The sequence below is a fragment of the Pseudomonas sp. GV105 genome (assembly GCF_003058185.1).
In the GTDB taxonomy this organism is placed as follows: domain Bacteria; phylum Pseudomonadota; class Gammaproteobacteria; order Pseudomonadales; family Pseudomonadaceae; genus Aquipseudomonas; species Aquipseudomonas veronii.
Map to the genome: position 1 here is coordinate 119,686 of NZ_QBUF01000003.1, position 20,938 is coordinate 140,623.

The following is a 20,938-nucleotide window of genomic DNA, read 5'->3' on the forward strand; positions in this document are numbered from 1 at the left end:
CTCACAAGGCTAAATCCTCAGGTGTGAATGTCATCTTGAATGAACGATAGGGAGCGAAGTCGCTTGGTTTCATTCCCTGCATCTCGGTCAACCGGCCAATATTCTTGACCGCCGCGACCGCCGAACTGTCGAACGAACCGTCACCACTGGACTTGGCCACGCTGACCGAAGTCACCGTACCGTCCGGCAACATGCCGATCTGCAGCACTACTGTCATGCCTTTGCGTGCCGAAGGCGGACGTGTCCAGCCTTCTGCTGCCCGCGCCCGAATCAGGTCGTCGAAACTGCCCGCGACTTCATCGCCACGTTCATCGGCCAAGGCTTGCTGACGCTGCGGCGTGTCGGAGAGCAAATCTGCCAAGGCCTGGGCCTTTTTCTCTTCGGCGGATTTACGCGCTGCTTCCTGGGCCTTTTTCTTGGTGGCATCGGCGGCAGCTTTCTTCTTCGCGTCGTCGGCGATTTTCTTCTTCGCCTCGTCTGCTTCAGCTTTTTTCTTGGCGTCTTCGGCGGCTTTCTTCTTCGCGTCTTCGACTATCTTTTTCTTGGCGTCTTCAGCGGCCTTTTTCTTGGCCTCTTCTTCGGCAGCTTTTTTGGCTTCTTCTTCAGATTTCTTCTTGGCTATATCAGCCAATTGTTTCTCTTCGGCTTTTTTAGCTTCGGCAGCTTTCTCGGCTTTCTTGGCTTCATCAGCCTTTTTCGCCTCGTCAGCCTTCTTCGCTTCGTCAGCCTTTTTCGATTCCTCGGCCTTTTGAGCCGCCTCTTCTTTCTTTTGTTCCGCAGCAGCCTTCACTGCTTCCTGCTCGACCTTCTTCTGTTCCATCTGCTCGACTTCAGTCTGGCGCGCAGCCGACTTCTGGGCCTCACCCGCAATCTTCTGATTGGTCTGGGTAGTGGCCTGACTTTTCGATTTCAGCTGATACAGGGTCGCCTGCACGATCGGCTTGGCTGGCGGCAGGTCCGGGGTCATGGCAAAGCTGACGAACAGCATGCCAAACACCAGGACGTGCAGGGCAATTGCCCAGACGCTAGGCCAGAAGTAGCTTTCCGAGGCGGACGGCTCTCGCTGTTGGTGCATCAGGGCGCCTCGGTAATCAAGCCAACGTTACCGACGCCGGCCTTCTGCAGCCCGCCCATGGCGCCCATGACGGAACCGTAGTCGACCGACTTGTCGCCGCGGATGAACACCTGGGTGTGCTTGCCGCCTTCGTTGCCGGAGCGAATGATCTTGGTCACCGCATCGGTCATCGCCGGCAAGGTCAGGGCCTTGTCCTGTTGTTTCTGCGTATCGACTTCACTGCCAAGGTTCCAGTAGTAGGTCTTGTCAGCCTTGATCGAAATCGTCAGCACCTGGGTGTTGTTGTCCTGGGGCAAGGCTTCGCTGGAAACCTTGGGCAGATCAACCTTCACACCCTGGTTGAGCATCGGCGCGGTCACCATGAAGATCACCAGCAGCACCAGCATCACGTCGATGTAAGGCACTACGTTCATCTCGGCGACCGGCTTGCGCTTGGTTCGTGCTCGAGTGATTAAAGCCATCGGGGAGTACCTGCTTATTCTTCGCTGGTGTGCACTTTACGGTGCAGGATCGCCTGGAATTCGTCGGCGAAGGTGTAGTAACGGCTGATCAGGGTCTCACCGCGCGCGGCGAAGCGGTTGTAGGCGATAACCGCCGGGATCGCAGCGAACAGGCCGATCGCGGTGGCGACCAGGGCTTCGGCGATACCCGGGGCCACGGTGGCCAGGGTCGCTTGCTGGGCCTGGGCCAGGCCGCGGAAGGAGTTCATGATCCCCCACACGGTACCGAACAGACCGATGTACGGGCTGACGGAACCCACGGTGGCGAGGAACGGCAGGCTCTGCTCCAGCTTCTCTTCTTCGCGGGAGATGGCCACGCGCATGGCACGGGCCACGCCTTCCATGACCGCTTCCGGATCGACGCCCGGCTGCTGGCGCAGGCGCGAGAACTCCTTGAAGCCGGCACGGAAGATCTGCTCGACGCCCGAATCCGGGTCAGGGTTGCTACCGGCCTGGCGATACAGTTTGGACAGGTCGATACCCGACCAGAAGCGCTCTTCGAAGCTCTCCAGGGCACGTCGACCGGCACGCAGCAGGTTGCTGCGCTGAAAAATCATGACCCAGGATGTAACCGATGCGGCTAACAGGATCAGCATCACCAGTTGAACCACAACACTGGCATTACTGACCAGGCTCCACATGGAGGAATGGTCGACGACGGTAGGTTCCACGCTAAATCTCCTGCTTTGATTGTTTACCCGCGCCGCTCACGGCGGCAAAGGCCGCACGTAGAGTTTCGGGAATGGCCCGAGGTTTCAAACTATTGGGGCGCACACACGCCACCAGGAACTGCCCCTCACAGAGCAGCGTTGCATCCGCAGCCCGCCTGACCTGCTGTTTAAAGCGCAGGCTGACACGGTTCAATTCGATTACTTCAGCGCTGACCAGCAGCTCATCGTCCAATCGCGCCGGCGCGTAATAACGCGCCTCGCTGGAATGCACGACAAACAACAGGTCCTCCCCTGCCAGCTGGGATTGGGCAAAGCCCAGCTCCCGTAGCCGCTCGGTTCGAGCCCGCTCCATGAACTTGAGGTAATTGACGTAATACACGATGCCGCCAGCATCGGTGTCCTCGTAATAAACGCGACAGCGATGTGCGAACGACTGATCCCCGTTTTGCGCGCGCATACTCTAGTGCTTACTCCTCAGGTTGCCAATCCGGCTGGGCAACTGTTTTTTCATTCTATGAAACATTTCTAACGACTGAATGACGACGCCAGCCACTAGGACAGCACAAACCTTGAATAAATCGACCCGAGTGACCTTTTTAATCGTCCACTGCATCGAGGAATTCGTCTAGCACGGGCATCTCGCCCAATCGTGACGGAATGTTTAGCCCAAAGTGCAAATAGGCATGGCGGGTAACCACCCGGCCCCTTGGTGTACGCATGATGTAGCCCTGCTGGATCAGGTACGGCTCCAGCACGTCCTCAATGGTATGGCGCTCTTCACTGATGGCCGCTGCCAGGCTGTCCACGCCCACCGGGCCACCGTCGAATTTCTCGATCATGGTCAACAGTAGCCGTCGATCCTGGTGATCGAAGCCGTGCTCATCCACGTCCAGCAGGTTCAACGCCAGGTCGGCCACGGCCTTGGTGATATGCCCCTTGGCCCGCACTTCGGCAAAATCGCGCACGCGCCGCAGCAAGCGGTTGGCGATCCGTGGCGTGCCCCGCGCCCGCCGGGCGATTTCAAACGCGCCTTCGGGGTCCAGGGGCAAGCCGAGAATGCCGGCCGAACGGCTGACGATGGTCGCCAGGTCTGCGGTGCTATAGAACTCTAGACGTTGGACGATGCCGAAACGGTCTCGCAACGGGTTAGTCAGCATGCCCGCGCGCGTGGTCGCGCCCACCAGGGTGAACGGCGGCAGGTCGAGCTTGATCGAGCGGGCCGCGGGGCCTTCACCGATCATGATGTCGAGCTGGAAGTCTTCCATCGCCGGGTACAGCACTTCCTCGACGATGGGCGACAGGCGGTGGATTTCGTCGATGAACAGCACGTCGTGCGGTTCGAGGTTGGTCAGCAGCGCCGCGAGGTCGCCCGGACGCTCCAGCACCGGGCCGGAGGTGGACTTGATCGACACCCCCATTTCCTGGGCGATGATGTTGGCCAGGGTGGTTTTACCCAACCCCGGCGGGCCGAAGATCAAGGTGTGGTCCAGGGATTCACTGCGCCCACGCGCAGCCTGGATGAACAACTCCATCTGCTCGCGCACGGTGGGCTGGCCGATGTAGTCGGCCAGGCTCAGGGGGCGGATGGCGCGGTCCTGGACTTCTTCACGGTCACGGGGGCCGGTGGCCGCGATCAGACGATCAGCTTCAATCACTTAAATCATTCCCTTCAGGGCTCGGCGGATCATGTCTTCGCTGCTCAGGTTCTTGTCCTTGATGGCCGACACCGCTTTGCTGGCTTCCTGCGGCTTGTAGCCCAGGGAAATCAGCGCGCTGACCGCATCGCTTTCGGCACTGGCCACCTGGGCCGCCGGCTGGTTCGGCTGGTTCGGCACCAGGGCGAACATGCTCGGCACGACTTCCCAGGCTTTGAAACGGTCCTTGAGCTCCACCAGCAGGCGTTCGGCGGTTTTCTTGCCGACCCCCGGCACCTTGGTCAGCGCCGAGGTGTCCTGGGCCGACACCGCGCGTACCAGTTCATCCACTTCCAGGCTCGACATCAGCGCCAGGGCCAGTTTCGGCCCTACGCCATTGAGGCGAATCAATTCGCGGAAGAAGTCCCGGTCACGCTTGCCAATGAAGCCATAGAGCAGTTGCGCATCTTCGCGCACCACAAGGTGAGTATGCAGGGTCAATGGCTCGCCAACCGACGGAAGGCGATACAGGGTGGTCATGGGCACTTCCAGCTCATACCCCAGCCCGTTGACATCCAGAATCAGGTGCGGCGGCTGTTTCTCAGCCAGGGTGCCGCGCAAGCGTCCAATCACGGTTCAGATCCTTAAAGCTTGGGGGTCAGATCGAGGCCTGACCGCAAATAACGATTGCGCCGATGCTATCAGAGACGCAGCCGCCCGCCACGACTACGTGCCGCCCCCAGGCCGTGAGGCAGCAGGCTGGAACGGGTATGCGCGTGGCAAATGGCGATGGCCAGGGCGTCGGAGGCGTCGATCTGCGGCTTGGAGGTGAGTTTGAGCATGTGCATGACCATCATCTGCACCTGCTCTTTATTGGCCGCGCCGGTGCCGACCACGGCCTGCTTGACCTGGGTGGCGGTGTACTCGGCGATTTCCATGGCCTCCTCGGCACCGGCGACGATGGCGGCGCCACGGGCCTGGCCGAGCTTGAGAGCCGAGTCGGCGTTTTTGGCCATGAACACCTTTTCGATCCCCATGGTCACCGGCTTGTAGGTCTGGATCACTTCACGCACGCCGCGATAGACGATCTGCAGGCGCTCGGCCAACTCGCCCGCACCGGTGCGGATGCAGCCCGAGGCGACATACACGCAGCCGCGCGGGGTGTGTTGCACCACACCAAAACCGGTGATGCGCGAACCGGGGTCGATACCTAGAATTAAAGTCATAACGCCTGCAGGTCGGGTAAACACAATTTTTGATACAGGTAAAATCCAATGTGGGAGGGGGCTTGCTCCCGATTACGGTGGTTCAGTCGATTCATAAATGACTGACACACCGTAATCGGGAGCAAGCCCCCTCTCACATTTAGATCCACATCGTCCGTCAGCCTAGCTGCTCGGCGACCGACTCTGGAATGTCAGCATTCGAGTAGACGTTCTGCACGTCATCCAGGTCCTCGAGCATATCCAGCATCTTCAGCACTTTCTGCGCGCCGTCCAGGTCCAGTTCGGCGCTGGTGGTCGGCAGCATCACGATTTCTGCGTCGGTGCCTTTGAAACCAGCGGTTTCCAGCGCGTTACGCACCGCATAGAACCCGGCGAACGAGGTGAACACATCGATCGAGCCGTCTTCATTGGTCACCACGTCGTCGGCATCCGCTTCCATCGCGGCTTCCATCAACGCGTCTTCATCCACGCCCGGCGCGAAGGAAATCTGGCCCTTGCGCTCGAACAGGTAGGCCACCGAGCCATCCGTGCCGAGGTTGCCACCGCATTTGCTGAACGCATGACGCACCGCAGCGGCGGTACGATTGCGGTTATCGGTCATGCACTCGACCATCACCGCCACGCCGCCCGGGCCGTAGCCTTCGTAGGTCAGCTCGACCATGTCGTCGGTATCGGCCGCACCGGCGCCACGGGCCACGGCGCGGTCGATGATGTCGCGACTCATGTTGGCGCCGAGGGCCTTGTCCAGCGCCAGGCGCAGACGCGGGTTGGAGCCTGGGTCACCGCCGCCCTGGCGGGCGGCGACGGTCAGTTCGCGAATCCACTTGGTGAAGATCTTGCCTTTCTTGGCATCCTGACGCTCTTTGCGGTGCTTGATGTTCGCCCACTTGGAATGGCCAGCCATAACACAACTCCGAAATTCTCTAGAAACCTTATCAACCCCGCCCCAGGCGGGATACAACCCTTGTAACGCAAAGGCGCATCCGAAGATGCGCCTTTTTGACTGCGTAAAACCTTATCGCGCTTTCACGCAGCGGCCTTACTCAGCCTTTGGCGCCTCGCGCAGGCGGATATGCAGCTCGCGCAGTGCCTTGGCATCCACAACACCTGGCGCCTGGGTCATGACGTCCGCAGCGCTCTGGGTTTTCGGGAAGGCGATCACTTCACGGATCGACTGGGCGCCGGTCATCAGCATCACCAGACGGTCCAGGCCAAAGGCCAGGCCGCCGTGGGGCGGTGCGCCGTACTTCAGGGCGTCGAGCAGGAAGCCGAATTTCTCTTCCTGTTCGGCTTCGTTGATGCCCAGCAGACGGAATACCGCTTGCTGCATTTCCTTGCGGTGGATACGGATCGAACCGCCACCCAGCTCAGTGCCGTTCAAGACCATGTCGTAGGCCCGGGACAGAGCGCCCGCCGGGTTGGCTTCGAGCTCTTCCGGCGAGCACTTCGGCGCGGTGAACGGGTGGTGCAAGGCGCTGAAGCTGCCGTCGTCGTTCTCTTCGAACATCGGGAAGTCGACGACCCACATCGGTGCCCACTTGCAGGTCAGCAGGTTCAGGTCGTGGCCCAGCTTGATCCGCAGCGCGCCCAGGGCTTCGCTGACGATCTTGGCCTTGTCGGCGCCGAAGAACACGATGTCACCGTCGACTGCGCCCACGCGATCGAGGATCACATTGAGGTTGGCTTCCGGGATGTTTTTCACGATCGGCGACTGCAGGCCGTCAACGCCCTTGGCACGCTCGTTGACCTTGATGTACGCCAGGCCCTTGGCACCGTAGATGCCGACGAACTTGGTGTAGTCGTCGATCTGCTTGCGCGGCATGCTCGCACCGCCAGGCACGCGCAGGGCGGCGATGCGGCATTTCGGGTCGTTGGCCGGGCCGCTGAACACCTTGAAGTCGACGTCCTTGAGTTGGTCGGCCACGTCCACCAGTTCCAGCGGGATACGCAGGTCAGGCTTGTCGGAACCGTAGCGGCGCATGGCTTCTTCGAAGGTCATGTGCGGGAATTCGCCGAATTCCAGGTCCAGCACTTCCTTGAACAGGTTGCGGATCATTTGTTCGGTGATGCCCATGATCTCTTTTTCATCGAGGAAGCTGGTCTCGATGTCGATCTGGGTGAATTCAGGCTGGCGATCGGCGCGCAGGTCTTCGTCACGGAAGCACTTGGCGATCTGGTAGTAACGGTCGAAGCCGGCCACCATCAGCAGTTGCTTGAACAACTGCGGCGATTGCGGCAGGGCGAAGAAACTGCCGGCGTGGGTACGGCTCGGCACCAGATAGTCACGCGCGCCTTCCGGGGTGGCACGGGTGAGGATCGGCGTTTCAACGTCGAGGAAGCCGTTTTCATCGAGGAAGCGACGGATGCTGGTGGTCATGCGCGAGCGCAGACGCAGCTTCTCGGCCATTTCCGGGCGACGCAGGTCCAGGAAGCGATAACGCAAGCGGGTTTCTTCGCCAACATCGGAATATTCGTTCAGTGGGAACGGCGGGGTTTCCGACTCGTTCAGCACTTCCAGCTCGTAGCCCAGCACTTCGATCGCGCCGGACGCCATGTTCGGGTTCACCGCACCGGCCGGACGCAGGCGCACCTTGCCGGTGATCTTCACTACGTATTCGCTGCGCACGCGGTCGGCGGCGGCGAAGCTCTCGGCGCGGTCCGGGTCGAACACCACCTGGGCCAGACCATCACGATCACGGATATCGAGGAAGATCACCCCGCCGTGGTCGCGGCGACGGTGAACCCATCCGCAAAGGGTGATTTCCTGACCTTCCAGGGTCTCGTTCAGTTGGCCGCAATAATGGCTGCGCATCATGGTAGTGGTTTCACTTCTCGTAATTCGAAATTCGGTGGCAGGCTTGGCCTCAGTCACCGTACATAAGTCAGGGGACGGATAATGCAGGAGCCTGCGCGTAGAGTTCAACTCAGTCTGCTTTGTCGCCGCCCGCCAGATTCTTCTTCGAGCCGGTCTTGAAGTCGGTCTCGTACCAGCCGCTGCCGCTCAGGCGGAAGCCCGGCATGGACAACATCTTTTTAAGCTCAGGCGCCTTGCAAGCTGGGCAATCGACCAGCGGCGCGTCGCTGATCTTCTGGATGGCTTCCAACTGATGACCACAGGAAGCGCATTGATAGTCGTACATGGGCATGGAGATGTCTCGGCGATCAGATCGTTACTGTGCCGCGCCGGCCTCCGGATAGAGGCCACTGCGCAGAAAGCGCCTGCAGCGGCAAAGCGCGGGATTATATCTGGTAAATCGAGGCAGCGCAGCCGGCTTTCTGCCCGAGGCCCGGCCCGCCTGAACGCCGGGCCAGCCCCGGAACCCCCGGATTACTCGGGATTGGACAGGCAAGCGCGGCCTTTTAATACGTGAACCACGCAGACCACCCTGACCAGCCCGCTGAAGTTCTTCACGCCGCCATAGCGCAAATGCACTTCCCGATCGACATAAGACAACAGCGCACTGACTGAACAGGCATTGAGCCTGGCTATTTCCGTGAGGATATTCCAGTAGATCTGTTCCAGCCGCAGGCAAGTGGAAAACCCATTGAGCCTTACCGATCGGGACAACGGCCGCGCCAGCCCCATATCGAACCCTTTGACAAAGGGGTCGACGTTTATCTTATGAAAACCACAGGTCTCCATCACTCTACTACCCACTCCACGCGACATACACCTGACACTCCATTGCCAAACAGCAGTCCATGGGCTTCTCCCATTGGACAGTGGGCCTATCAAACAGCAGGACGACGGGGGGCAGCCAGAAGACGGGGAGTTGATAGTCGTAGGACAACGCCAGGAAGCACGGAGAAACAAGCGAGCGGCGCCAGGACAGCGCCGCCCGAGGTCGGTGTTTACTTGCTTTCGAGTAGGGAACGCAGCATCCACGCAGTTTTTTCGTGAACTTGCATACGCTGGGTCAACAGGTCGGCCGTCGGTTCGTCGCTGACCTTATCGAGCAGCGGAAAAATACCGCGCGCGGTACGCGTAACCGCCTCCTGGCCCGCCACCAGTTGCTTGATCATCTCTTCAGCGCTGGGCACGCCCTCTTCTTCCTTGATCGAAGAAAGACGCGCATAGATCGAATAGGCACCCGGCGCCGGGAAGCCCAGGGCACGAATGCGCTCGGCAATCAGGTCCACCGCCAGCGCCAGCTCGTTGTACTGCTCTTCGAACATCAAGTGCAGCGTGCGGAACATGGGGCCCGTGACGTTCCAGTGGAAATTGTGGGTCTTCAGGTACAGTACATAGGTATCGGAAAGCAGGCGCGAAAGCCCGTCGACGATGGATTTGCGATCTTCTTCACTGATACCGATATCGATTGCCATGTTTATCCCCTTCAATTGAACAGCATTCATTGATCAGGTGCCGGATCACTCTAGCAAGAGTACCCACTGTGTGCAGCCCGACGCACCGAGGCGACGTGCGGCAAATCGCCCTGCGCGGCCTCGCTGGCCCGCGACGGTGAAGGCTTTAGGCGCGACAGAAAATTTCCCCGACAGCAGGCAAAACGCCTGCAACTGTCTAGGACAAGCGTTTGACGCAGAAATGCCCCGCCCCTTGCAACGCCCGGAAATGCTTGATTTGAGTAGGCACAGCCTTTGCTGTTAAATAGGCAGCGTGTCGCTGCCGTTATTTTCTTCGGCCAGCGCATAGGCTGATACCCGCGCACGTGCCCAACGCCTCCCATTGTTCAGAAGCGAACCGTGCCAGTCAGCTCTTCCTTGTGATCCGTCTTAACGTGAGTTAATCAAAATGTTGAAAATCGTCCACCTGCTAACGGGCGTTGCAGCTTTGCTGCTGTCCTTTATCCCGAGCCTGCAGCCTGAAAGCCTGCCCTACCTGCAACAACATGACGCTCTGTACCTGGCCTTGTTCGGCCTTCTTAACCTGACGCTGGCGCCAGTGATCCCTTACTGGAACAAAGGCACGCGTCATCAACTGCAAAACCTGGTCAGCGCGCTGCTGGTGCTGACTGTTGTCGTACAAACCCTCACCCTCCTGGCACCCATGCCTGAAGTCGGCGGCCACCCGGCCATCCTGCTCAGCCTGGTGATTGCGCTGGTCGCCATCGTTCTTCACCTGGCCATCAGCTTCTACCGTTCGTCCCCTGCGGCCGCGTCGCAAAACTACGACATGACCAATCGGGATACCGGGACCGTCAAGTGGTTCAACACGTCCAAGGGCTTCGGCTTTATTTCCCGCGATTCGGGCGACGATATCTTCGTCCACTTCCGGGCCATCCGTGGCGAAGGCCATCGCGTCCTGGTCGAAGGCCAGCGTGTGGAATTCTCCGTCATGAACCGCGACAAAGGCCTGCAAGCCGAAGATGTGATCGCCGCGTTGCCGCGTCGCTGATTCCAAGCCAGGCAAAAAAAACCGCGATCCGGCACAAGCTGGATCGCGGTTTTTTATTGCGCGGCTATTAATAGTGAGGCGGCGGAGCTTCTTCTTCGGACGACTCGAACTGGCCGCCCATTTCTTCCTGGCGCTTGAGCAGCGCGGTCATCTGCAGTTGCAGGCGTTCGACCGCCCGCTGCTGGGTGACCAGGATGTCGTTGAGGGTTTCGATGGTGTCGTCCTGAAAGGCCAGGCGGCTTTCCAGGTCGGTCACGCGGTCTTGCAGATCCATGGTTCAGTCCTGGCTAAAGATGAAGTCGGCAGGTGACAGCTCGCGCAACCGCGCACGGATCGCTGCCACCTGTTCTTCAGTATACGGCCGGGCCGGATGCTTGCCCCAGACCGGCGCAGGCCAGGCCATGTCATCGCGCTTGCGCACGATCACATGCACATGCAACTGGCTGACAACGTTCCCCAGCGCGCCGATGTTCATCTTGTCGGCGCCGAAACCTTCACTCAGCAATTGCGCAAGGGTTGTCGTTTCATTCCACAGTTTTTGTTGATCTATGACAGACAATTGAAAAACTTCGCTGATACCGTTTATGCGCGGTACCAGAATAAACCAAGGGTAATTCGAGTCATTGGACAGCAGCAGGCGGCACAACGGGAAGTCCCCGATGGTCAGTGTGTCTTGTTGCAGGCGTTGATCTAAGGCGAACACCGCGGGCACTCCGTTCGGCAGGTCAGATTCTGGCGCCCAGCATACCTTCGAACGCCGACGGCTTCACTTCGAATACAGACGCCAACGCGCATCCCGATAAAAAACCTGCCCCTTTTCGAGGCAGGCGAATAATTGAGCTACGCTGAATCGGGACTCATCGGAGTGCACCAAAATGACCCACTCATGCCTCAAAGAGATCCGCCAAGTACCCACCCATGAGGGTGAACCGGTAACGTTTCGCGCAGGTACAGGATTCATGCACCACCGAATCAATGGAATGCATGGCCGTCAAGGACAAACTGAACGGCTTGAGAGGCCCGTGTTTATGCGGTTTTTACACTGCAGTGAGGCTTTTCACGAAAAAATGACATTCAGTTACCGGTTTGGGCGCGCTTGTTGCATTCACACCCACATCGTCGGCAACGGCACCCTTCGGGAAGCGGGTGTTTCGCGATAAGAACACTAGCGAGTCAATGCGTATCAAGGATGCATTCAAACTTAGAAAAGGGTTTGAAAACAGCATTGAAGTTGTCAGTTCGGTAACATTCGGACTGTGAATTTGCGACATGGACCTAGCAATTCACGACAGCCTCGTAAAGAAGCTGAAAGGAAAGATGGGTAAGTATCGTCATTAGAGTCAGCGTGATATAACTTTACGCGGACACAAAAAAAGAAAGAGCCGCCCAGATAAAAATACAGGTGGGACGGCAGTACTCTTCCTAAAACCAAAGGAGCAAATCACGATGCGCGTGATGAAGTGGAGCATGATCGCCCTGGCTGTTTCAGCAGGCACCTCGCAGTTCGCAATGGCGTCTGCCCAAGACGATGCCAAGGGCTTCGTTGAAGACAGCACTTTCAGTATCAATACCCGTGCGCTGTATTTCAGCCGCGACAAACGCAACAATGACTCCGGCCAAAGCCGCAGCGAAGAAACCGGTCTTGGTTTCAACGGTCTGTACCAATCGGGCTTCACCCAAGGCACCATCGGTGTCGGCGTCGACGCCATCGGCCTGCTGGGCCTCAAGCTCGATAGCGGCAAGGGCCGTGCTGGCACTGGTCTGTTCCCAACAGGTTCGGATGGTCGTTCGCAAGACGACTACTCCAAAGGCGGCGCCGCAGTTAAATTCCGCGTCTCCAATACCGTGCTGAAAGCCGGCGATCAATACACCACAGCGCCTGTATTCGCCTCTGATGACAGCCGCTTGCTGCCTGAGTTGCCGCAAGGTATCTCGATCACCAGCAACGAGATCAAAGACCTGAAGCTTGAAGCCGGTCACTTCACCTCGATCGTCGCCCAAGACCATACCTACAAGGACAGTATCTCCAGCTCCGAGCCGATTACCGGCCGTGGCCTGCGTGATGCCAACTTCCTGGGCGGTGTTTACGCCTGGACCCCAGAGTTCACTACCAGCCTCTACTACTCGAAAGTAGAAGACTACTGGAAGAAACTTTACGCCAACGTGAACTGGACCCACGCGCTGAGCGCCGATCAGTCCCTGGCCGTAGACTTCAACATCTACAGCACCAAAAGCGACGGCGCCGGTCTGCAACGCGCAGAAAAAGACAACACCACCAAGCTGGATAACCGTGCCTACAGCCTGCAAGGCGCTTACACCTACCAGGCTCACACCTTTACCCTCGCTTACCAGAAAGTTAGCGGTGACGGTGACTACGGTTACGGCGTAGACGGCGGCGGCACGGTTTTCCTGGCCAACTCCATCGCCCGTTCCGACTTCAACGCTGAAGACGAGAAATCCTGGCAAGCTCGCTACGACCTGAACATGGCCACCTTCGGCGTGCCAGGCCTGAGCTTCATGACTCGTTACGTCAACGGTAGCGGCGCCAACACTGGCACCACGTCGAACGGCAAAGAGTGGGAACGCGACATCGAAGCCAAATACGTGATCCAGAGCGGCCCAGCGAAAGACCTGAGCCTGCGTATACGCCAAGCGACTTATCGCTCGTCTGACGGCGTGTACTACGGTTCGGCGTCGCTCGACGAACTGCGTCTGATCGCGCAATACCCGCTGAACATCTTGTAATTGCCCGTTCGATTACAACGATGACTTAAGGCTTCGGCCTTAAATTAAAAGCCGCTCCCCTGCATGCAAGGGAGCGGCTTTTTTATTGCAATATTATTTCAGCAGTAAAATAACTAGCAAGCTAACTAACGACAGTATCGTTCCCGCACTTAACGTGACCTATCAGCCAAGTTAAGTGCAAATGCCTTTCATTACTTCGCCGCTGTTTCCTGCATCACCCGAATAACCCGCTGCGGAAATGGAATATCGATCCCCGCCGCTTTCAAGCGATCACGTGCCAGTTCATTGAACATGAACATCACGTCCCAATAATCCGCCGTCTTGGTCCAGCACCGCAAAGACACCGTGATCGAACTGTCGCCCAAGGTCGAAACCACGGCCACTGCCGCCGGATCAGCCAATACACGCGGGTCTTTTGCCAGCTCCAGCAACACTTCGCGGGCTTTCTGCAGGTCGGCCTCGTAGTCCACCCCCACATCAAACACCACCTTGCGGGTAGGCTGACGGTTGGTGTTGGTGATGATGCCGTTGGAGAGGATGCCGTTCGGCACGATCACGGTCTTGTTGTCGCCGGTGCGCAGCACGGTGTGGAAGATCTGGATGCTGTCGACGGTACCAGACGTACCTTGGGCTTCGATCCAGTCGCCGATACGGAACGGGCGGAACAACAGAATCAGCACGCCACCAGCAAAGTTAGCCAGGCTGCCCTGCAAGGCCAGGCCGATGGCCAGGGTCGCGGCACCGATGGCGGCGACGAACGAGGTGGTTTCCACGCCGATCATCGAGGCCACGCTGACGATCAGCATGACCTTCAGCACGATGTTCGCCAGGCTGGTGATGAAGTGCTGCAGCGCCAGGTCCGCGTTACGGATGGCCAGCAAACGCCCCACTCTGTGGGTCAGGCGGTTGATCAGCCACCAGCCGATGGCCAGGGTAATCACGGCCAGCAATACCCGGCTGCCGTATTCCATGATCATCGGGATCCACGACTGGGAGGTCTTGATCAGGTGATCCACTTCAGCGTTCAAATCCATCTACATTCTCCTGTTTGCCGGATGTACGGCGTTTTTTGTGCCCACTAACGCAATTGAGCCCCGAAGGGCTCAATGGCAGGCGCAGGTTCTGGGGCGTGGGACGTCAAAAACGGCCGCAGGTTCCCCAAAGTGCCATCAGTCGCGGAAGTTATTGAACTGCAGCGGCATCTCGAAGGTCTTGGCGCGCAGGGCAGCGATGGCCTCTTGCAGGTCGTCACGTTTCTTGCCGGTGACGCGCACCTGCTCACCCTGGATGGCGGCCTGGACTTTCAGCTTGGCGTCCTTGATATGCGCCACGATCTTCTTCGCCAGTTCCTTGTCGATGCCTTCCTTGAGGACGGCTTCCTGCTTCATCAGCTTGCCGGACGCGTAGGCGTCCTTGACTTCAAGGCACTGCACGTCGATCTTGCGCTTGACCAGGGCGAGCTTGAGGATCTCGATCATCGCTTCCAGCTGGAAATCGGCTTCAGCGGTCAGGTTGACGGTCAGTTCCTTTTCCTTGAATTCGAAACTGCCCTTGCCTTTCAAGTCATAGCGACGGTCCAGTTCCTTGACGGCGTTCTCGACGGCGTTGGTGACTTCGTGTTTGTCCAGTTCGGATACCACGTCGAACGAAGGCATGTCATTTCTCCAATATAAGGGGCGGGCTCAGTAGAGATGGAGCGCGCCCAAGCTAAAATGCCGGGGCATTATAGCGGTTCTTTCGCCCCATTCGCTGTGAGCGACCCTACGGAGCACAAACTGATGTCGACCACCTGGCATATTCTCGGCGCCGGCAGCCTCGGCACGCTGTGGGCCACCCGCCTGGCCCGCGCCGGCCTGCCGGTGAAGCTGATCCTGCGCGATGCGGCACGCCTGGCCAGCTATCAGGCGGCCGACGGGCTGACCCTGGTGGAGCACGGCGTAGCGCACACTTACCCGGTACTCGCCGAAACGCCTGACAGCCCCGAGCCGATCCATCGCCTGCTGGTGGCGTGCAAAGCCTACGACGCTCAAAGCGCCGTCGCACACCTGCAATCGCGTCTCGCGCCCGGCGTCGAATTGATCCTGCTGCAAAACGGCCTGGGCAGCCAGGACGCCGTCGCCGCGCAATATCCCCAGGCCCGCTGCATTTTTGCCTCCAGCACCGAAGGCGCGTTTCGCGACGGCGATTGGCGCGTGGTGTTTGCCGGCCACGGCTACACCTGGCTGGGGGACGCCAGTCACCCCACGGCCCCGGTGTGGCTGGACGACTTGCGCGCCGCCGGCATCCCTCACGAATGGAGCAGCGACATTCTTACGCGCCTGTGGCGCAAGCTCGCACTCAATTGCGCCATCAACCCGCTGACCGTGCTGTACCAATGCCGCAATGGCGGCCTGCAAGCCCATCAGTGCGAAGTCGCAACCTTGTGCGCCGAACTCACCGAGCTGCTGCAATGCTGCGGCCAACCGGCAGCGGCGCAGGACCTGCAGACGGAAGTGGAACGGGTGATCCAGGCCACGGCGGCCAATTACTCTTCGATGTACCAGGACGTGGCCAGCGCGCGGCGCACCGAAATCAGCTACCTGCTGGGCTACGCCTGCCAGGCCGCCGCTCGGCATCGGCTGACGCTGCCGCATCTGCAACAGGTGTACACGCGCCTCGTCGACCAGCTGGTTGCACGCGGATTGCCCCGCGACTGAGGCACGCGCTACCCTGCCCACTCGTCTATTACCTGTGAAACCCCTGATGCCACTGCGCCAGCGTCTTGAAAACCTACCGGTAGGGCAGAAACTGCTGGCCGCCCTGCTGGTGTTGCTGACCACTGTGTTACTGGTGGCCAACCTGACTTTTATCAGCGCCGCTTACTGGATCTCCCAGGAGAGCATGGCGCCCCAGGCGCTGCAGGCGATTGGCCGGCTGGTGTCCAACCCGGCGCTTGCCGCCGAAGCCCTTGAGTCTCCGGCCAAGGCCGACGCCCTGCTCAATGAGCTGACCAGCTATTCGCCGCTGCGCGCAGCCGCGTTGTACGACGCCGAGGGCAACCGCCTGGCGCAGATGCAACACGGCGACCGCCTGCACCTGCCGGGCAACTACCGGGATATCGAAGCCTGGCGCCTCACCGAGTTTCGCAGCAACCAAGTCATCACCCTGCCCCGCCCCGGCCAGCCTTCCGGGCATTTGTTGCTGGTGGCCAGCAGTGAGCTACCGGTGGCGTTCTATACCGGCACGCTGACGGCGAGCCTGGGCATCCTGATTTTCAGCGTGCTGCTGTGGCTGGTCATCGCCCGGCAGATCAAACGCCTGATCACCCGGCCGATCCATGAGCTGGAAGAGCTGTCGCGCCAGGTCACCCGCGAAGAGAACTACGCCCTGCGCGCCGGCCGTGGCAACCATGACGAAATCGGCAGCCTGGCCGAAGCCTTCAACACCATGCTGTCGCGCATCGAGGCCCGCGAGCAGCAGCTCAAGCGCGCGCGCGATGAGTCCCAGGCGGCCTACGACCAGGCACAGGGCCTGGCCGAAGAAACCCGCCACACCAACCGCAAACTGGAGCTGGAAGTCCAGGTGCGCAGCAAGATCGAGAAAAAACTCACCGGTTTCCAGAACTATCTCAACAGCATCATCGACTCGATGCCCTCCGCGCTGATCGCCCTGGATGAACAGCTCTATGTCACCCAGTGGAACCAGGAAGCCACCGCACTTTCCGGCACGCGCCTGGATGAAGCGCTGAACCAGCCGATCTACCTCGCTTTCCAACCGCTCAAACCCTACCTGCCGCAGATCAAGGCCACGGTCGAGCAACACACGGTGGAGCGCATCGAGCGTGTCACCTGGGTCAAGGACGATGAATCCAAGCATTACGCCCTGACGTTCTATCCTCTGATGGGCGGCGCCGGGCGCGGTGTGGTGATCCGGATCGATGACATCACCCAGCGCCTGTCCCTGGAAGAAATGATGGTGCAGTCGGAAAAGATGCTCTCCGTCGGCGGCCTTGCTGCGGGTATGGCGCATGAAATCAACAACCCGCTGGGGGCGATCCTGCATAACGTGCAGAACATCCGCCGCCGGCTGTCCCCCGACCTGCCCAAGAACCTGGAACACGCCGAACAAGTGGGCATCGAACTGCAGACGGTCAACCGTTACCTGCAAAGCCGCGAAGTCCCACAATTGCTCGACGGTATCCAGCAGGCCGGCGCGCGGGCGGCGAAAATCGTCACCCACATGCTCAGTTTCAGCCGGCGCAGCAATCGGCAGATGGCACCGTGTGATTTGCCGGCGCTGATCGACCAGGCGGTGGAAATCGCCGGCAACGACTTTGACCTGGCGATCGGCTTCGACTTCAAGGGGCAGGCGATCATCCGCCAGTTCGACCCGCAGCTCGGCCCGGTGCCCGGCACCGCCAACGAGTTGGAACAGGTGCTGCTCAACCTGCTGAAAAACGCGGCGCAGGCCATTCACCAGCGCGAAGACGACCGCGAGCCGGGGCGCATCATCCTGCGCACCCGCCTCAACCCGCCCTGGGCGGAGATCCAGGTCGAAGACAACGGCATCGGCATGAGCGAGAACGTGCGCAAACGCACCTTCGAGCCATTCTTCACCACCAAGGAAATCGGCCAGGGCACCGGGCTGGGGTTGTCGGTGTCGTACTTCATCATCACCAATAACCACAAAGGGCAGATGGAAGTGCATTCCACCCTGGGCCAAGGCACCTGCTTCACGTTGCGCCTGCCCCTGGCCGGCAGCCAATTGTCCCCCGCTGAACTTACCCAACTGGAGCACTGATCATGGGCTTTCGCCTGTCGAAGATTTACACCCGTACCGGCGACCAGGGTGAAACCGGGCTCGGCGACGGTCGCCGCGTGCCCAAGGACCACCCGCGGGTGGAAGCCATCGGCGAAGTCGACACGTTGAACAGTCAGTTGGGCTTGCTGCTGGCCGGCCTTGAAGAGCAAAGCGGCAAGCATCCGCACCTGAAGGACGTGATCGAAGTGCTGACGCCTTGCCAGCATCGTCTGTTCGACCTCGGCGGCGAGCTGGCGATGCCGGTGTACAAAGCGCTGAACGCGGCGGAGGTGAATCGGCTGGAGGCAGCGATTGATCGCTGGAACGAAGAGGTCGGGGCGCTGGAGAACTTCATCTTGCCCGGTGGCTCAGCGCTGATCGCCCAGGCCCACGTGTGCCGCAGCGCAGCACGCAGTGCCGAGCGCCGCTGTCAGCACCTGAATGCGGTTGAACCGTTGGAGGGGGTGGCTTTGGCGTATATCAACCGGCTGTCGGATTTGCTGTTTGTGGCGGCGCGGGTAATTGCCAAGCGCCAGGGTGTGGCGGAGATTTTGTGGCAGGCGGCGGCCAAACCCCACTGATTATCAGGTGTCTGGTCTGGCGCCATCGCGGGCAAGCCCACTCCCACATTTGGATTTGTGAACACCTTCCAATGTGGGAGTGGGCTTGCCCGCGATGAGGCCAGCAAACGCTAGATCAATCTTGCGGCCAGAACGCCCGAATCCCTGCCACACCTTGGGCGCCGGCATCCCATGCCTGCTCGCGCTCAGCAGGCCCAACGCCACCCAACAGATACACCGGCTTGCTGAACCCGCGGATCAGCTCTGCCGCCTGCTCCCAACCCAACGGTTGGGCATCGGGATGGGTCTGGGTCGGCTGCACCGGCGACAGCGTGACAAAATCCACGTCCATCAATTCCGCCAGCGCCAGTTCCTCGGCGTTATGGCAAGACGCCGCCAACCAGCGATCCTTCGGCAGCGGTCGGCCCTTGCTTGCGTATTTGCGCAACTGCGCCGAGGTCATGTGCCAACCGGCCGCAGGAAAATCCCCCAGCCATTCGAACGGGCCCTTGAGCATCAGTTGCGCCTTGCCGGCACACAGGCCCACGGCGTCTACCGCCAGGTCACGGTACTTGGGGTCGTAACCGTTAGGGGCGCGCAGTTGCACCAGCTTGATGCCGCCCGCGATGGCTTTCTGGATACCGCGCAACAGCGGCGCGGTTTCCAGCTCGCCCGGTGTGATCAGGTAGTCGCCGGGCAACCGTGCGGCGGCAACGATCGGCGCATTGGCCGCCGGGAACTCATAGTTGAGCAGGTCACGCGCCGCGACCCATTCCAGGGGTTGACCTTCGGCGCCGTGTGGCTCGCCGGTAAAGGCCGAGACTTCCCAGACATCCAGCAACACCTGCTTATCCGGGTAATCATGCTGCACCTTGATCAACGGTCGCGCCGTGGTGACCTGGATGCCCAGCTCTTCCTGCAACTCGCGGGACAGCGCCGTGGCGACCGACTCGTCGGCCTCCACCTTACCGCCGGGAAACTCCCAGAGGCCGCCCTGATGCTGGGTATCGGCACGGCGCGCCAGCAGGATTCTGCCGTCGACGCCGCGGATCACCGCTGCTGCTACATGCACTCGTTTCACCGCGTTTATCCTCCGGGCTTCAGGTACGGTATTCCGCGTTGATCTTCACGTACTCGTGGGACAGGTCCGTGGTCCAGATGGTTTCGCTGCACTCGCCGCGACCCAGCTCGATGCGGATGGTGATTTCTTCCTGCTGCATCACCGCCGAACCCTGGGCTTCGGTGTAGCTCTCGGCGCGGGCGCCACGGCTGGCGATGCACACGTCACCGAGGAACACGTCGATCTTGCTCACGTCCAGGTCCGGCACGCCGGCACGGCCGACGGCGGCGAGGATACGGCCCCAGTTCGGGTCGGAGGCGAACAACGCGGTCTTGATCAGCGGCGAGTGCGCCACGGTGTAACCGACATCCAGGCATTCCTGGTGGTTGCCGCCGCCGTTGACTTCAACCGTGACGAACTTGGTGGCGCCCTCGCCGTCACGCACGATGGCCTGGGCCACATCCATGCACACTTCGAACACCGCTTGCTTCAACGCGGCGAACAGCGGGCCGCTGGTGGAGGTGATTTCGGGCAGGTTGGCCTGGCCGGTAGCGATCAGCATGCAGCAATCGTTGGTGGAGGTGTCGCCGTCGATGGTGATGCGGTTGAACGACTTGTTGGCGCCGTCCAGCATCAAGCGCTGCAGCACGTCGCGGGAGACTTTGGCGTCGGTGGCGATGTAGCCAAGCATGGTGGCCATGTTCGGGCGGATCATGCCCGCGCCCTTGCTGATGCCGGTGACGGTGATGGTCACGCCGTCATGCACAAACTGACGGCTCGCGCCCTTGGGCAAGGTGTCGGTGGTCATGATGCCAGTGGCGGCGGCCGCCCAGTTATCCACAGACAGGTCATCCAGCGCGGCTTGCAGGGCGCCTTCGATTTTTTCCACCGGCAGCGGCTCACCGATCACTCCAGTGGAGTACGGCAGCACCTGGCTGGCGTCGACGCCGGCCAGTTGTGCCAGTTTGGCGCAGGTCCGCGCGGCGGCGACCAGGCCAGGCTCGCCGGTGCCGGCGTTGGCATTGCCGGTGTTGGTCAGCAGGTAACGAATCGGACCGGCCACGCGCTGCTTGGCCAGGATAACCGGCGCGGCGCAGAAGGCGTTGAGGGTGAACACACCGGCGACGGTCGAGCCTTCAGCACAGCGCATCACCACGACATCCTTGCGCCCCGGGCGTTTGATGCCGGCCGAAGCGATACCGAGTTCAAAACCGGCAACCGGGTGCAATGTGGGCAAAGGACCAAGACCAACAGCCATGAATGCGCTCCTTAAAAATAGATGATGTCTGTGCCGTCGCGTTCGACGGTGGGAATTAATGGCAAAACGCCGCG

At 60.2% G+C, this 20,938-nt stretch carries 23 protein-coding genes; 5 read left to right on the forward strand and 18 right to left on the reverse strand.

The features are described from left to right. Nucleotide 1: 1 nt before the first annotated feature. The 12 genes from tolA to C8K66_RS06815 form a co-directional block, all read right to left on the reverse strand. Entirely contained in the window at nt 2-1,075 is a 1,074-nt protein-coding gene (gene tolA / locus C8K66_RS06760; RefSeq protein ID WP_017847130.1) for a cell envelope integrity protein TolA, read from the reverse strand. Then, entirely contained in the window at nt 1,075-1,527 is a 453-nt protein-coding gene (tolR, locus tag C8K66_RS06765; RefSeq protein ID WP_160384999.1) for a protein TolR, read from the reverse strand. Before tolR ends, tolA begins: the two co-directional genes overlap by 1 nt. Nucleotides 1,528-1,550: 23 nt before the next feature. Next, on the reverse strand, nt 1,551-2,246 hold the full coding sequence (gene tolQ / locus C8K66_RS06770; protein WP_017847129.1) for a protein TolQ: 696 nt from the start codon (nt 2,244-2,246) through the stop codon (nt 1,551-1,553). A gap of 1 nt (nt 2,247) precedes the next feature. Further along, nucleotides 2,248-2,703, reverse strand: a complete 456-nt coding sequence (gene ybgC, locus C8K66_RS06775) for a tol-pal system-associated acyl-CoA thioesterase (protein ID WP_046382255.1) — start codon at nt 2,701-2,703, stop codon at nt 2,248-2,250. 139 nt (nt 2,704-2,842) lie between these two features. Further along, nucleotides 2,843-3,901 carry a Holliday junction branch migration DNA helicase RuvB gene (gene ruvB, locus C8K66_RS06780; RefSeq protein WP_017847127.1) on the reverse strand — a complete coding sequence of 353 codons (1,059 nt, stop codon included), beginning with the start codon at nt 3,899-3,901 and terminating at the stop codon, nt 2,843-2,845. Beyond that, nucleotides 3,902-4,513, reverse strand: a complete 612-nt coding sequence (gene ruvA, locus C8K66_RS06785; RefSeq protein ID WP_017847126.1) for a Holliday junction branch migration protein RuvA — start codon at nt 4,511-4,513, stop codon at nt 3,902-3,904. A 68-nt stretch (nt 4,514-4,581) separates the two neighbouring features. Continuing rightward, nucleotides 4,582-5,106, reverse strand: a complete 525-nt coding sequence (gene ruvC, locus C8K66_RS06790) for a crossover junction endodeoxyribonuclease RuvC (protein WP_017847125.1) — start codon at nt 5,104-5,106, stop codon at nt 4,582-4,584. Nucleotides 5,107-5,263: 157 nt separating this feature from the next. Next, entirely contained in the window at nt 5,264-6,010 is a 747-nt protein-coding gene (locus C8K66_RS06795) for a YebC/PmpR family DNA-binding transcriptional regulator (RefSeq protein ID WP_017847124.1), read from the reverse strand. 135 nt (nt 6,011-6,145) lie between these two features. Next, nucleotides 6,146-7,921 carry an aspartate--tRNA ligase gene (gene aspS, locus C8K66_RS06800; protein WP_017847123.1) on the reverse strand — a complete coding sequence of 592 codons (1,776 nt, stop codon included), beginning with the start codon at nt 7,919-7,921 and terminating at the stop codon, nt 6,146-6,148. A 109-nt stretch (nt 7,922-8,030) separates the two neighbouring features. Continuing rightward, nucleotides 8,031-8,252, reverse strand: coding sequence for an FmdB family zinc ribbon protein (locus C8K66_RS06805; protein WP_026140049.1), 222 nt, complete (start codon nt 8,250-8,252; stop codon nt 8,031-8,033). Between the two features lie 182 nt (nt 8,253-8,434). Next, a complete protein-coding gene (locus tag C8K66_RS06810; RefSeq protein ID WP_017847121.1) occupies nt 8,435-8,776 on the reverse strand; it encodes a ribbon-helix-helix domain-containing protein in 342 nt (113 codons plus the stop codon). Nucleotides 8,777-8,958: 182 nt separating this feature from the next. Further along, complete coding sequence (locus tag C8K66_RS06815; protein ID WP_104902566.1) at nt 8,959-9,432, reverse strand: Dps family protein; 474 nt, start codon at nt 9,430-9,432, stop codon at nt 8,959-8,961. Between the two features lie 427 nt (nt 9,433-9,859). Between C8K66_RS06815 and C8K66_RS31470 the strand changes: the two genes are divergently transcribed. Next, nucleotides 9,860-10,462, forward strand: a complete 603-nt coding sequence (locus C8K66_RS31470) for a cold-shock protein (RefSeq protein ID WP_010566142.1) — start codon at nt 9,860-9,862, stop codon at nt 10,460-10,462. 67 nt (nt 10,463-10,529) lie between these two features. On the opposite strand, the gene C8K66_RS06825 is transcribed toward C8K66_RS31470, so the two are convergent. Together C8K66_RS06825 and C8K66_RS06830 are read right to left on the reverse strand one after the other, a co-directional pair. After that, a complete protein-coding gene (locus C8K66_RS06825) occupies nt 10,530-10,736 on the reverse strand; it encodes a SlyX family protein (protein ID WP_017847119.1) in 207 nt (68 codons plus the stop codon). 3 nt (nt 10,737-10,739) lie between these two features. After that, nucleotides 10,740-11,165: an HIT domain-containing protein gene (locus C8K66_RS06830; RefSeq protein ID WP_046382253.1), complete on the reverse strand. Its 426-nt coding sequence runs from the start codon at nt 11,163-11,165 to the stop codon at nt 10,740-10,742. 743 nt (nt 11,166-11,908) lie between these two features. On the opposite strand from C8K66_RS06830, the gene C8K66_RS06835 reads away from it, so the two are divergent. After that, nucleotides 11,909-13,207: an OprD family porin gene (locus C8K66_RS06835; protein WP_079444592.1), complete on the forward strand. Its 1,299-nt coding sequence runs from the start codon at nt 11,909-11,911 to the stop codon at nt 13,205-13,207. A gap of 191 nt (nt 13,208-13,398) precedes the next feature. On the opposite strand, the gene C8K66_RS06840 is transcribed toward C8K66_RS06835, so the two are convergent. Continuing rightward, nucleotides 13,399-14,241, reverse strand: coding sequence for a mechanosensitive ion channel family protein (locus C8K66_RS06840; protein WP_017847116.1), 843 nt, complete (start codon nt 14,239-14,241; stop codon nt 13,399-13,401). Between the two features lie 135 nt (nt 14,242-14,376). Next, a complete protein-coding gene (locus C8K66_RS06845; RefSeq protein ID WP_017847115.1) occupies nt 14,377-14,862 on the reverse strand; it encodes a YajQ family cyclic di-GMP-binding protein in 486 nt (161 codons plus the stop codon). 123 nt (nt 14,863-14,985) lie between these two features. Between C8K66_RS06845 and C8K66_RS06850 the strand changes: the two genes are divergently transcribed. Genes C8K66_RS06850 through C8K66_RS06860 form a run of 3 tightly spaced genes read left to right on the forward strand, consistent with a single transcriptional unit; the run spans nt 14,986 to nt 18,567 of the window. Next, nucleotides 14,986-15,903 carry a putative 2-dehydropantoate 2-reductase gene (locus tag C8K66_RS06850; RefSeq protein WP_017847114.1) on the forward strand — a complete coding sequence of 306 codons (918 nt, stop codon included), beginning with the start codon at nt 14,986-14,988 and terminating at the stop codon, nt 15,901-15,903. Nucleotides 15,904-15,949: 46 nt separating this feature from the next. Further along, nucleotides 15,950-17,986 (forward strand): ATP-binding protein, encoded by a 2,037-nt coding sequence (locus C8K66_RS06855; protein ID WP_026140048.1) that lies wholly within the window; start codon nt 15,950-15,952, stop codon nt 17,984-17,986. Between the two features lie 2 nt (nt 17,987-17,988). Then, complete coding sequence (locus C8K66_RS06860; RefSeq protein ID WP_017847112.1) at nt 17,989-18,567, forward strand: cob(I)yrinic acid a,c-diamide adenosyltransferase; 579 nt, start codon at nt 17,989-17,991, stop codon at nt 18,565-18,567. A 115-nt stretch (nt 18,568-18,682) separates the two neighbouring features. Here the strand turns inward: C8K66_RS06860 and C8K66_RS06865 are convergent, their stop codons facing one another. Continuing rightward, nucleotides 18,683-19,627: a Nudix family hydrolase gene (locus C8K66_RS06865; RefSeq protein ID WP_046382249.1), complete on the reverse strand. Its 945-nt coding sequence runs from the start codon at nt 19,625-19,627 to the stop codon at nt 18,683-18,685. A gap of 19 nt (nt 19,628-19,646) precedes the next feature. Next, nucleotides 19,647-20,864: a bifunctional glutamate N-acetyltransferase/amino-acid acetyltransferase ArgJ gene (gene argJ, locus C8K66_RS06870; protein WP_026140046.1), complete on the reverse strand. Its 1,218-nt coding sequence runs from the start codon at nt 20,862-20,864 to the stop codon at nt 19,647-19,649. Nucleotides 20,865-20,938 lie beyond the last annotated feature (74 nt).